11 protein-coding genes are annotated in these 12,564 nt (G+C 42.2%); 10 read left to right on the forward strand and 1 reads right to left on the reverse strand.

Annotated elements, in window-relative coordinates; genetic code table 11:
- The 8 genes from pstA (at position 1) to OCU35_RS14950 (ending at position 7,825) form a co-directional block, all read left to right on the forward strand.
- A complete protein-coding gene (gene pstA / locus OCU35_RS14915; RefSeq protein WP_017028717.1) occupies positions 1 to 864 on the forward strand; it encodes a phosphate ABC transporter permease PstA in 864 nt (287 codons plus the stop codon).
- A gap of 43 nt (positions 865 to 907) precedes the next feature.
- Positions 908 to 1,657 carry a phosphate ABC transporter ATP-binding protein PstB gene (gene pstB / locus OCU35_RS14920; protein WP_017028716.1) on the forward strand — a complete coding sequence of 250 codons (750 nt, stop codon included), beginning with the start codon at positions 908 to 910 and terminating at the stop codon, positions 1,655 to 1,657.
- A 160-nt stretch (positions 1,658 to 1,817) separates the two neighbouring features.
- The gene (locus OCU35_RS14925) at positions 1,818 to 2,018 is read left to right on the forward strand and encodes a hypothetical protein (protein WP_017028715.1); all 201 of its coding nucleotides are present in this window, start codon (positions 1,818 to 1,820) and stop codon (positions 2,016 to 2,018) included.
- A 352-nt stretch (positions 2,019 to 2,370) separates the two neighbouring features.
- The gene (locus OCU35_RS14930) at positions 2,371 to 3,060 is read left to right on the forward strand and encodes a helix-turn-helix transcriptional regulator (RefSeq protein ID WP_017028714.1); all 690 of its coding nucleotides are present in this window, start codon (positions 2,371 to 2,373) and stop codon (positions 3,058 to 3,060) included.
- Between the two features lie 90 nt (positions 3,061 to 3,150).
- The gene (locus OCU35_RS14935) at positions 3,151 to 3,798 is read left to right on the forward strand and encodes a hypothetical protein (RefSeq protein ID WP_261826431.1); all 648 of its coding nucleotides are present in this window, start codon (positions 3,151 to 3,153) and stop codon (positions 3,796 to 3,798) included.
- A gap of 89 nt (positions 3,799 to 3,887) precedes the next feature.
- Positions 3,888 to 4,571 carry a fimbrial biogenesis chaperone gene (locus OCU35_RS14940; RefSeq protein WP_017028712.1) on the forward strand — a complete coding sequence of 228 codons (684 nt, stop codon included), beginning with the start codon at positions 3,888 to 3,890 and terminating at the stop codon, positions 4,569 to 4,571.
- Between the two features lie 9 nt (positions 4,572 to 4,580).
- A complete protein-coding gene (locus tag OCU35_RS14945) occupies positions 4,581 to 7,004 on the forward strand; it encodes a fimbria/pilus outer membrane usher protein (RefSeq protein WP_261826432.1) in 2,424 nt (807 codons plus the stop codon).
- Positions 7,001 to 7,825: a Csu type fimbrial protein gene (locus OCU35_RS14950; protein ID WP_017028710.1), complete on the forward strand. Its 825-nt coding sequence runs from the start codon at positions 7,001 to 7,003 to the stop codon at positions 7,823 to 7,825. Before OCU35_RS14945 ends, OCU35_RS14950 begins: the two co-directional genes overlap by 4 nt.
- Before the next feature lie 53 nt (positions 7,826 to 7,878).
- Here OCU35_RS14950 and malK read toward each other — a convergent pair whose 3' ends face one another.
- Positions 7,879 to 9,003, reverse strand: coding sequence for a maltose/maltodextrin ABC transporter ATP-binding protein MalK (gene malK, locus OCU35_RS14955; protein WP_017028709.1), 1,125 nt, complete (start codon positions 9,001 to 9,003; stop codon positions 7,879 to 7,881).
- Between the two features lie 710 nt (positions 9,004 to 9,713).
- On the opposite strand from malK, the gene malE reads away from it, so the two are divergent.
- Complete coding sequence (gene malE / locus OCU35_RS14960) at positions 9,714 to 10,892, forward strand: maltose/maltodextrin ABC transporter substrate-binding protein MalE (protein ID WP_017028707.1); 1,179 nt, start codon at positions 9,714 to 9,716, stop codon at positions 10,890 to 10,892.
- 70 nt (positions 10,893 to 10,962) lie between these two features.
- Entirely contained in the window at positions 10,963 to 12,555 is a 1,593-nt protein-coding gene (gene malF, locus OCU35_RS14965; RefSeq protein WP_261826433.1) for a maltose ABC transporter permease MalF, read from the forward strand.
- The last annotated feature ends 9 nt before the right edge of the window (positions 12,556 to 12,564 follow it).

Here is a 12,564-nt window from a genome sequence, read left to right on the forward strand (position 1 = left end):
ATGGATACAGTAAAACTAAAACAAGCTCGCCAGCGCAAAGACAACATGCTTAAACTGTTTGTATGGTTGTCAGCGGGTCTAACTGTAGGCTTTTTGTTCTGGGTTATTTGGTACATCCTGTCTAATGGATTGCAGTTTGTAGACTGGGATTTCGTCACGGGTGATTACTCTCGTACCGGTGATTCTCAGGGCATTTTCCCAATGATCGTCTCTACGATCTATATGGTTATCGCTTCAATTTCTATAGCGGCGCCATTGGGCATCATGACGGCTATCTACCTCACTGAATATGCAAAAGTGGGCAGTAAGTTCGTTAAAGTGATTCGTTTTTGTACTGAATCACTGGCGGGTATCCCGTCAATTATCTTTGGTCTATTTGGTATGACCTTCTTTGTGACCATTTTGGGATTGGGCTTCTCAATTCTATCTGGTGCATTAACGCTAAGTATTCTGATTTTGCCGGTGATTATCCGCGCTACTGAAGAAGCATTGATGGCTGTGCCACAAACTTTTCGTGAAGGTTCTTACGCATTAGGTTCGTCAAAAATCTACACTATTTGGCGCTTGATTTTGCCAAGTGCAACACCAGGTATTTTGACGTCTGTTATCTTGAGTATTGGTCGTGTTATCGGTGAATCAGCCCCTGTATTCTTGACAGCAGGTATGGTTGCACGTATTCCTGAGTCACTATTTGATTCAGGCCGTACGCTTACCGTTCACCTATACAAGTTAACAACTGAGCTATTTACTATCGACGAGTGGAACCAAGCCTACGGTACAGCGACTGTACTTATCGTAGTGGTACTACTGATCAACATGTTAACCAAGCTAATCGCTAGCCGCTTCAACAAAGCTACTTACTAATTGTTGCTAGATAGACTTTAAAGAATTTAAGAGATACTGAAAAATGAACAAATTTAATATCGAAAACCTAGATCTTTACTATGGCGACAATAAAGCGCTAAAAAGCATTAACTTACCAATCCCATTGCGCCAAGTAACGGCTCTGATTGGTCCATCAGGCTGCGGTAAATCAACGCTTTTACGTTGTCTAAACCGCATGAACGACCTGATTGAAGGTGTGAAAATCACCGGCCTTGTTGAAATGGACGGTCAAGATATCTACGGCAACATCGACGTAGCAGACCTTCGCATTAAAGTAGGCATGGTATTTCAAAAGGCAAACCCATTCCCAATGAGTATCTACGAGAACGTAGCATACGGGCTTCGCGCCCAAGGTATCAAAGATAAAAAGCACATCGATACGGTGGTGGAAAAGTCACTTCGTGGTGCTGCTTTGTGGGATGAGGTGAAAGATCGCCTAAAATCACACGCATTTGGTTTGTCGGGTGGTCAGCAACAGCGTCTATGTATCGCTCGTACTATTGCAATGGAACCCGATGTCATCCTAATGGATGAGCCAACATCAGCGCTTGACCCAATCGCAACGCATAAAATCGAAGAACTAATGGAAGATCTTAAGAAAGACTACACCATTGTTATCGTAACGCACTCAATGCAACAAGCGCGTCGTATTTCTGACCGTACCGCTTTCTTCCTAATGGGTGAGTTGGTAGAGCACGACGAAACACAAGTAATCTTCAGTAACCCAAGAGATGATCGCACTCAGGGTTACGTAAACGGTGACTTCGGTTAACAGCACTGTTTAGAAACGGAATTAACTATAATAATAAGCGATGGAACTTTGCCCCTCTTTGTTAGAGGGGCCTTTTTACGTTATAAGGGTTTCATCATTGGATTGACCTGACAATCTCAGCTGAGTAAACTCAGGTCAGTCTAGATATGAGGTAATAATTGTGAGTGATTTCGAGAAAGAGCTAGCCGATATGGCGGAGCAAGCCGAACAGCAGCCAGAAGAGCAACTTCCTTCAATTGAAGAGCAAAAGCAAATCGTTGCGGAGCTGAAAAAGCTAGAAGAAGCGGGAGAGCTAACACAAGAAGCTCTTGAGAAGCATTTTGCTAAGTTCTACGCAAAATCAGACGCGCCAATTCATTAGATTCGGTCTGATGAGTGTGTAAAAACCGAGCTATGAAGCTCGGTTTTTTTATGCACGCCATTCCATATCGAGGGTACTGATAAAAATAAGTGTTTATATTCCAAAATCGTCTAAAAATCACATACCGAATACTTTGTGAAGTATCAATAGCTTAGATTAATGGCTTCATAGAGCTGTCGATATCGCCTTCTTTTAGATATTGATTTAGCTCAATAAACTTCTACCTTTAAAATGCCTTCAAACGGAATTGTAAAGGCTTCTATCTACATTCCTAAACGTCAGTTAGGGATGATCAGCCTTTCCTTTATATTGGTATACCTCCGTTTGAGCCAGAGACGTTTAGGGAGGAACCATGTCTCTTTCTTATGCATGTGGTTATGTAGTGACACGCTCAGATGAGTTTGCAAGTGCATCCACAGCGATATTGAAACAACACTTTTCATCGACTCGATTTTCTTCATTCACCTGTGTGAGCGATTGCTTCTGTCCAAACCGCGATAAAATTTCAAGAAGTATCTACCTTATTGACATGCAGACGGTCAGCAGTCCTGTGCGAAACGGCGTAAACCCAGTTCATGAACACGGTGATTGGTTAGCCGTTAACGTTGAAGAACAGGGGTTCCAGCTAGGCGATTGGATTCTTAATGGCTTTTCCGGAGTGATAATGAAACGACGCTGTTTAGAACAGCTCGCTCCTGCTGTTGAAGCCATTAGCCATGGTGAGCTTTGGTATAGCCGCCAAGATCTTAGCAAATTAGCCAAAGCTTACGTGACTAACGAGTTTGATCCACACGTAGCTGCGGATGACTTTGCAGTCATTCATGCGCTGACGCCTAAAGAGAAGCATATCTGTCTCATGATCTTGAAAGGATTGAATAATCCTCAGATAGCAGAGTCAGTTAATGTCAGCATCAATACGGTAAAAACCCATGCTTCCAGTGTCATGAGAAAGGTCAATGTGCACTCAAGAGCGGAACTTATTGCGTTAGCGGTACAACAAAAGACAAATTCACCCAAAAATCACCCTATGAATGGAACCTAACTCACCATATAGGGTGACGTGAAAACCAAATAGCAACACTAAGCTTTTCTCGCAACGTGGTTAAAAGTAAAACTTAGCGAGGGATTGAAGATGAAGAGTTTTTGGTTAGCAGCATTAGTCAGCTTGCTGACGCTAGGCATGAGTGGAAGTGTGCTAGCGACAGGTGAAGGTGATAGACACGATAATGATCAAGGGCGTGGACATGATCAGCATCAAGGGCAAGGGAATGGTCATCACCATGACGATGACGACGATGATGATGACCACAGTAATTATGAGTGTGGTCCAAAATGTACCGAGTCAACTCAAATAGTATTGAAAGGTCGCATACCTTGTATCTGTGACATTTCATTGCCATCAGCAACGGATATTAGACTGTTTAGGTCTCGTCAACTTACCCGTGGTGGCAGCATTGATGATGTTGAAGTAGGTAACTTTTCAGCGAGCTGTAATACTGGATCAGTTTACTTAAAAATTGCTTCTGCTAATGGTGCATTGAAGAACATTGACGTAGAGAATACCTATATCAATTACGATGTAGATGTAGGTGGTCTAGGAGTTTTCAATGCTGACACTGGTGGTTCTGAGAAGTCATTTGTTTGGATGTTTGATGAAGGCGGAGTAGCTGTTAATTCTGCAACGATGTTAAAAGTTAAGAACCTAGGTGCTGTTAATGGTAAAACAGCAGGGCGATATAGAGATGTTTTGACCTTAACCGTGAGTGGTATGCCACTTTAATGGCCTAGCAAAAGCTTTCTAACATTGAGTTCTAAATTTATGTGGGCACGTGTGCCCACTTTTCCGTAGGGATATGGAGGGACGTTTCAATGAAGAGGTTTTGTGTATCAATTCTATTGTTGTTAATGGTTTCATTTAATGTATCGGCGTATCAAGTATCACCAATGTTCCAAACTTTTGAGGTTGCAGGTAAAGCCTCTCAAGGGAGCTATGAAATTCTTAATACTGGCTCGCAAGAAATTGTCCTTGAAGCGGTTGTGTACCAAGTTAATTTCGATAGTTTGGGAAATGAAGTGTTGAATGAAACCGGTGATGATTTCTTGATACTTCCTCCTCAATCTAAGATTGCTGCACAGGCTAGTCAACGGTTTAGGGTGAGATACCTTGGGGATGCGTTAATTCCTCAAACGATTGTTTATAGAGTGATTTTTGAACAAATAAAAACGAGTGATGACTCTGAAGAAGGCAGCGGGTCAGTACAGTTTATGGTTAATTTTTCGACCATGATTTTTGTATCACCTATGAACTGTAAACCGGAAGTAACATCATCTATTTCAAATGGTAGCTTAATACTAAGCAATCCCAGTTCATGCGTGTATGACTTGAATCTTACTCGTTTTGAATTCTCTAGTGGTTTGTTATCAGAGTCATTAGGATGGGCTGATTTGAACGTGGAAACAGCAGGGTATTTACTGCCCAGTCGAACCCAAAAAATAAAACTGCCTAAGCAAGTAGTAGATTCTAAGAAGGTAAAGATTATAGGTCCTTATTAGTTCATTGCTATGAAAGCATATTTGCTACTTATTTGTGTTCTTTTTAGTGAGCTACTTTTTGCAAATCAAGAGTGGTTGTTCCCCATGCCTGTTTACTATGACGATAAGGTTGTAGGAGAGGTTAATGTTTTCACTGATGGTGAGTCACTAAAAGGGGTTCCAGCTAATGAAATTAACAAAGTTTTGAGTCGTGTGGTTTCACCAAATATACGTCAAGAAATAGGGAAGTACGGGTCTCAGAAGATAACTAACAAAGAGTTAAACAAACTCGGGGTATGGCTAAAATTTAATTCGAATGATCTAAGTTTGGATATTCAGTTGCAAGCAGATGCAACGAATAAGAATTTAATAGATTTTGATGGTGCTTATAAAGATAAGGTGTATTCAGAATCGGCATTTTTTGCTTGGCACAATGTGTTTAACTTTACCAATGATTATGTAGTAGATGATGACAGTAATGCAGCCAATCGATGGCTAGGAGAGTGGGTAGCTACAGGAAATCTTGGTGGAGCTTTCGGCATTAATTTCGAAGCGGCTGGATATGTAGAAGGAATAGATTCAGAGTTGTTTGAAAGTGACTCTAGAGCCTACAGAGGGGATGTCAAAATGTTCATTGATAGGCCAAGGTACCCGGTTAGATTCTCGCTTGGAGATGTAAGTACTTTGACATCGGGGCATATCCCATCAGTTAATTTGGGAGGGTTTGCTATAGAACGATTATGGTCCAGTCTTCAGCCAGAAAGAAATATTCAAAACGGAGGCTCTCAATCTATTTATTTGAGAGAGAGCGCAAATGTCTATATCTACATTAATGACATCTACTTTACTGATCTCAGGCTTTCTCCAGGCCGATACCAACTAGAGGATTTGCCTTTAGACCAAGGTAGTAACGATATTAGAATCGAGATTCAGTATCAATCCGGACAACGTGAAGTCATCAATTACAGCCAATTTTTCAATACACGTTTATTGCGAAGAGGTATTAGCGATTTTTCGTTATACGTAGGTGCTATATCTAATATTATCGATACTGAATATGAATACGATGAAGAACAGTATGTTGCACAAGGGTTCTATGAATATGGACTAACTGATCACTTAACTATTGGTCTTAATTCAGCGTACCATCCAGACGGTCAAATAATTGGTGGTGTTATTAATTTGGGCGCGCCATTCGGTAATATTGGTAGTCGTTTCAGTGGATTGGCATACCAGGATCAAGACGAGTTCGGAACTATAGCGAGCATTGACTACGAGCACAGCATATTTGGAAACTACGGTTACTCGAGCCCTAACCTACGATTGTCATATGAGGCATTTTCTGATTATAGAGCAACACCATGGATAGTTGGTGGAGATTTAATATCTGGTATGCGGTTGCTAGGGAACTATAGATATTACGTAACTTCAAGTATTGATTACACACTTCGCGGTAGTTGGTTTTTGGATCAAGACTCAGAAGAAAGCTCTTATTTCGGAGCCTTGGACATAACTTGGGCACCATTAGATTTTACTTTTACGAGCAGTATTGAGTATGAGTATGATGAAAGTACATCTGTTGGTGAAACGTCTTATTACTTTGTCGCACGATGGGATTGGTATTCTTCGTTAGATTTTTATTCGGCAAGTGCTGAGTACCAAACACGGACAAACAGGGTTCGCGGTACATTTTCTAAATTTTCCCAGTCAACACCTGGGGGGTATGGTTATGAATTAATTGCAGATGCAGGTGAGGATGACCAGAACTATTCCGTTCGCGGTGATTATGTTGCGAACCGTTTCACGACAGAACTTGAATATCAAGCCGAGCTCGATGATTTAAACGATGAAAAAAATCAGGCCGTATCAGCTAGGTTCAGTACCGCAGTTTCGGTTATGGACACAGATGTTGCCTGGGGAAGAAGCTATCGTGGTCCAGCAGTAATTGTAAAAGTTGATGATACCTTGGAAGCACCTGTCTTAATTAACGGAGTGTCGGAAGATGAACCAGAGTCAATCGCTTCACAAAGCCTATCTGGTTTAGTTCCTATTTACGGTGCACACGGAACATCAACGTTGTATATAGATGTTCCTGACGCTCCACTGGGCTACGATTACGGTCCAGATAGCTATGAGTTTACAGCCGGTACTTATACTGGACATACAATTAGAGTGGGTTCAGAAGCATCCAAAACTGTAATAGGACAAATGTGGGATGAGAACGGTAAACCTATTTCATTAAGAAATGGAGTTATTATTTTAGAAACAGAAGAAAAAGCATTTTTTACTAATAAAGCGGGGCGCTTTGCGTTAGATGGAATGCAGGCGGGACGTTACCGTGTTGAGATGCGAGGACGTCCTTATTTTGTTGGTGAATTGATAATTGAGGATGCTGAGAGCAATCTGGTTTATCTAGAACCAATTAAGTTGACTGTAAAAGGGAGGCAACCATGATTAGGTTTGTAGCTCTTGTACTGACTCTACTAGTAAGTAATTTAGTAATAGCGAAGACTTGTAATGGACGCTGGGATGTTAAGGTTGAGAATTCAAGCATTTCTTTTGTGGGGGAGAAGGCACGCATACCGATATTTATTCAAGCATCAAAAACCTTGAGGGAATGCAACCCACAAGGTGTGTACATCCGCTCCACAGTCCATCAGGGTGTACAGCTACAGAGTAATAATGCCTTATTAAAAGGATGGATTTCAGATGCTTCAGGCTCTAATACCGGATTTATAACTAATAAAGGGGTGATTTACCCTCTCTCTTTAGGAGAGCAGACGAAGTTATGGTTGGAAGTTCCGAATACATTAAGTAGCAACCCGGGTACGTACACCTCACAGCTTAACTTTTCTATAGTTGGGGTTGATGGCATTAAAGCTATTTCTGAAAGAGCACAGATACGGGTTGCTCCTTTTGTAGAACTCAAGGTTAATGGTAAAGGCACGAAGCGTACGATCGTTAACTTTGGCACTCTTAAAACGAATCAAGTGAAAACACTGAATCTGTATTTTCGTGCCAACACAAATGTAGGATTACTCTTTGATGCCGACTATGAAAAATTGAAGCATAAAAAGCTGCAAAATAGTTACGTGCCTTACAGTCTCTACCTTAACAATAAGAAAGTTGAATTTAACAACGCCGTGATATTGCCAAGGGTTGGCTATGGCAAATCTACGAGCAAACAGTTGAAGGTTAGGATTGGCGATACTAGTCAAGCTAGAGCGGGTTCTTATAGCGACACCATCACCATCACCGCCACCGCCCGCCCATAAAAAAATCCCTCGATATTATCGAGGGATTTTCAATTCTAAACACCTAAAAGCAATTACGCCTCAGGAATATCAGCGCCTACTTCTTGATGTAGACGGCGACATGCGCGGCCATCATCGTGGAATAGATGACAGCGTTTAGGGTCGATACCGATAGCGTACTTGTCGCCTGGTTCAACTTGTAGTGTGTCTGGTTGACGGAAGTTGATGTCAGTATCAGCACTCTCTACCGATAGGTAAACTTGAGTTTCTTGACCCAGTTTTTCAACGATAGTCACTTCACCTTCGATGGTTGCTTCTGAAGAATCAGACATCAGTAGATGCTCAGGACGAATACCAAGAGACATACGGTCGCCAACATTAACGGTTGTGCCGTCTACAGGGATATTGAAGGCTACTTTGTTTTCTAGCTCAACTTTCACATATTCTGCTGTAGCTTCAAGTGCGTGAACACTGATGAAGTTCATCTTAGGAGAGCCGATGAAGCCTGCTACAAAGCGGTTGTGCGGGTAGTGGTATAGATCTAGAGGTTTACCTACCTGAGATACGTAACCGCCGTCTAGAACCACAATCTTGTCGGCCATCGTCATTGCTTCAACCTGATCGTGTGTTACGTAGATCATGGTGCAGCCAAGTTGACGCTGAAGTTTAGTGATTTCACTACGCATTTGTACGCGAAGTGCGGCATCAAGGTTAGAAAGAGGCTCATCAAGAAGGAAAACTTGAGGCTGAGAAACTAGTGTACGGCCGATTGCAACACGCTGACGCTGACCACCAGAAAGTGCCTTAGGTTGGCGATCCAGTAGGTGAGTTAGCTGAAGGATGTCTGCAGCATGCTCAACGCGCTTTTTGGTTTCATCTTTGTCTGCTTTAGCCAGTTTCATACCAAATGACATGTTGTCATATAGGTTAAGGTGAGGATAAAGAGCGTATGATTGGAATACCATGCCCACACCGCGCTTCGAAGGCTCGATGTCGTTCATGCGCTGCTCACCAATGTAAAGATCACCAGAAGTAATGTCTTCTAGACCCGCAATACAGCGTAGAAGGGTGGATTTACCACAACCCGACGGCCCTACGAATACTACAAATTCGCCTTCTTTAATGTCTAGATCGACGTTCTTTGAGATTTTTACGTCACCATAGGATTTACAAACATTTTTTAACGTGACACTAGTCATTTGAGTTGATCCTCAATTTTAATTTTTACAACTTAGCACTCATTTATGGTTATCGATTATTCCATGAGCACTAAAAATAGGAAACAGAAGTAATTTTGCAAAATTTTCTATTAGAGAAAAGGAAAGAAAAAAGGTGGTGAACACAAAACTCTAATATCAGAAGCTCCCCCCAGAGCTAGTAGACATTAGACTATTTTGGTAACACCACCTGCCCATTTCGAAATTCCGCTAATATCCCCCGTACTTTGGGTGTGTTCCCCGTCATGAACTTCATCACGCACATCACCAAAGTAACTATTAGCTTATCCTGAAATGTAAATCTAACAAATCTCGTTAGAAAAGGGTTCTTACCATCCATATCTCGGATGTTGCTAGTTTGTGCAATTTTATACCTAGCGACATCCTCCTGATGAGATTTTTTGTAGGGGGAGTAGCGGGGGAGGAGGGGGAGGGGTGGAGTAGAGCGGCAAACTGATCAATATCACTTTTATTGTCCTCATTCTGGTGACCTAAATCACAGGAAATTAGGTTCTGTGATTTAGGTCACTACTGATGAGCGAGCGAGATCACGAAAATGCGCTAGGTTGTATAGGGCGTAGTACTCAGGATGATGATGAGTGAAGGGTACTAGCGGATGATAGATGATGAAATTTGGCTCTCAGGAATAATAATTGATAGCCCTACGTCAATAATAAAAAAGGATTAAACTCATGAAAAAAGCCCTAAGCACAGTGGCACTTGGCACACTAGTTGCTCTTGGTTCGTTTGGTGCAAACGCAGCAATCGAAGAAGGTCAACTTACTATCTGGATCAATGGTGATAAAGGTTACAACGGTCTTGCAGAAGTAGGTAAACGCTTCGAAGAAGACACAGGCATTAAAGTAACTGTTGCTCACCCAGATGGCTTAGAGTCTCGTTTCCCACAAGTAGCTGCTACAGGTGACGGTCCAGATATCATCTTCTGGGCACACGACCGTTTTGGTGGTTACGCTGAAGCAGGTCTTCTTGCTGAAATCAAACCTTCAAAAGAAGTAAAAGAAGGCATTGTTGATTTCGCATGGGACGCAGTGAACTTTGAAGGCAAAACTATCGGTTATCCTGTAGCTATCGAAGCACTTGCTCTTATCTACAACAAAGACCTAGTACCTAACCCACCAAAAACGTGGGAAGAAATCGCAGCTCTTGACGCTGAACTTGCTAAAGACGGCAAGAAAGCAATCATGTGGAACCTGAAAGAACCGTACTTCACATGGCCACTAATGGCAGCTAACGGTGGTTATGCATTCAAACACACTGATGCTGGTTACGACGTGAAAGATGTGGGTATCGACAAGCAAGGCGTGAAAGATGCAATGAACTTCATCAAGTCTCTAGTAGATACGAAAGTAATCTCTGCAGACATGGATTACTCAATTGCTGATTCTTCTTTTGCTAAAGGCGAAGTTGCTCTAACTATCAACGGCCCATGGTCATGGGGTGGTTACGACAACAAAGTGAACTACGGCGTAACAACAATTCCAACGTTCGAAGGTCAAGCATCTTCTCCGTTTGTTGGTGTTCTAACGGCTGGTATCAGCACAGCTTCACCAAACAAAGACCTAGCAGTTGAGTTCCTAGAGAACTACCTACTGACTAACGATGGTCTACGTCAAGTAAACGATGACAAACCACTTGGCGCAGTTGCTCTTAAATCTTTCCAAAAAGAACTAGAGTCTGATCCTCGTATTGCAGCAACAATGGCAAGTGCTGAAAATGGTGAAATCATGCCAAACATCCCTCAGATGAACGCATACTGGGGTTCAACTAAGAACGCTATCATCAACGTAGTTGATGGTCGTCAAACAGTTGACGCTGCTCTAGCTGACGCTAAAGCGCAAATGGTTAAGTAACACCCTTTTAGGAGGGGGTAACCCCTCCTTATTTTTTTGTATTTTATTTATTCGCTAGTAGGTTCTTTTTATGCAGACAGTTCAATCTTCTGGTTCTGTTGAGACGCCTTCCGTTGCCAACAATACTAAGTCAGTATTGAAGTGGGCAACTCTTGGCTTAGTCGGAATTGTAAACGGTTATGCAACCGTTCTAATGTATGCTCGTGGAGAAACGGCCTTTGCCCTTCTTACACTGATTTTAACCGCGTTAGCGCTATACATCTTTGGTAGCAAAAAAACGTACGCACACCGTTATATCTACCCAGGTGTTGCGGGGATGATTTTGTTCATTCTTTTCCCATTGGCGTACACAGTTAACTTAGCTTTCACTAACTACAGTGCGAAGAATCAGCTCACTTTAGAACGTGCTCAGTCAGTTTTAGAAAACCGCACTTTCCAAAGCGGTGATAGCTACCCATTCAAACTTATTAAAACCGCTGGTGGACACATTGTTACCGTCACCGATGGTGAATCAACCTTAGCAACGCGAGAATTTACTCTAACAAAAGACGTTGAAGGTAAAGAACTTGAGCTTGTAGCGGTCGGTGAGAACTCTATCTCTGGTGATGTAGAACCGATTAAGAGCATCATTAAAGCTCGCCCAATGTTAAGCAAGATCGACTTCATCAAACCTGATGGCGAAGAAGTTCGCATGAGCGGTTTGCGTAAATTTGCTGGTGTTCAACCACTATTTGAAAAACATACGGTTGATGGCACTTGGGACAAAGAAACCCTTAAGAATAATGAAACAGGCGAGCTATTTAAGCCGAATATGGAAGTGGGCTTCTATCAACCCGTTGACTCTGACGGTCAATTCGTTGGCAGCACAGTTTCTCCTGGTTTTGTGGTAGGTATTGGTACACACAACTTTGAGCGTGTTTGGAAAGACGATGGCATCAAAGAACCGTTTATCTCCATCTTTATCTGGACGGTCGTATTTGCTGTTCTTACGGTTATCTTTACTCTCGTTATTGGTCTTGTGCTTGCAAGTGTTGTGCAATGGGAAGAGCTGAAAGGCCGTGGGCTTTATCGCGTACTCTTGATACTTCCGTATGCGGTTCCAGCGTTTATCTCAATCCTGATCTTTAAGGGTTTGTTTAACCAAAGCTTTGGTGAAATAAACTTAGTGCTCAACCAAATCTTCGGCATCTCTCCAAACTGGTTCTCAGACCCATTCTTGGCGAAGAGCATGGTGATGATAGTAAACACCTGGCTTGGCTTCCCTTACATGATGATCCTATGTATGGGCCTACTTAAAGCGATTCCAGAAGATCTCTATGAAGCATCAGCAATTGACGGAGCAGGTCCATTAAAGAACTTCTTCCACATTACTGTGCCGCTAATGATTAAACCAATGACACCGCTACTTATCGCGAGCTTTGCGTTTAACTTCAACAACTTTGTAATGATTCAGCTATTGACCAATGGTGGTCCAAACATGATTGGCACATCTGAGCCAGCAGGTTATACCGACCTACTCGTAAGCTACACCTACCGCATCGCGTTTGAAGGTAGTGGCGGTCAAGACTTCGGTCTAGCAAGTGCAATCGCAACGCTTATCTTCCTATTGGTAGGTGGTATGGCACTACTAAACCTTCGTTTCACTAAGCTGTCTCAAGATTAAGGAGCAATA

It is taken from the genome of Vibrio breoganii, assembly GCF_024346795.1.
Classification (GTDB): Bacteria; Pseudomonadota; Gammaproteobacteria; order Enterobacterales; family Vibrionaceae; genus Vibrio; species Vibrio breoganii.

What these genes read in the sequence shown, in the direction of transcription:
- malF (WP_261826433.1), top strand. Translation starts at nt 10,963, where the DNA reads ATGCAGACAGTTCAATCTTCTGGTTCTGTTGAGACGCCTTCCGTTGCC.
- malK (WP_017028709.1), bottom strand. Translation starts at nt 9,003, where the DNA reads ATGACTAGTGTCACGTTAAAAAATGTTTGTAAATCCTATGGTGACGTA.
- OCU35_RS14930 (WP_017028714.1), top strand. Translation starts at nt 2,371, where the DNA reads ATGTCTCTTTCTTATGCATGTGGTTATGTAGTGACACGCTCAGATGAG.
- malE (WP_017028707.1), top strand. Translation starts at nt 9,714, where the DNA reads ATGAAAAAAGCCCTAAGCACAGTGGCACTTGGCACACTAGTTGCTCTT.
- OCU35_RS14945 (WP_261826432.1), top strand. Translation starts at nt 4,581, where the DNA reads ATGAAAGCATATTTGCTACTTATTTGTGTTCTTTTTAGTGAGCTACTT.
- pstB (WP_017028716.1), top strand. Translation starts at nt 908, where the DNA reads ATGAACAAATTTAATATCGAAAACCTAGATCTTTACTATGGCGACAAT.
- OCU35_RS14940 (WP_017028712.1), top strand. Translation starts at nt 3,888, where the DNA reads ATGAAGAGGTTTTGTGTATCAATTCTATTGTTGTTAATGGTTTCATTT.
- OCU35_RS14935 (WP_261826431.1), top strand. Translation starts at nt 3,151, where the DNA reads ATGAAGAGTTTTTGGTTAGCAGCATTAGTCAGCTTGCTGACGCTAGGC.
- OCU35_RS14950 (WP_017028710.1), top strand. Translation starts at nt 7,001, where the DNA reads ATGATTAGGTTTGTAGCTCTTGTACTGACTCTACTAGTAAGTAATTTA.
- pstA (WP_017028717.1), top strand. Translation starts at nt 1, where the DNA reads ATGGATACAGTAAAACTAAAACAAGCTCGCCAGCGCAAAGACAACATG.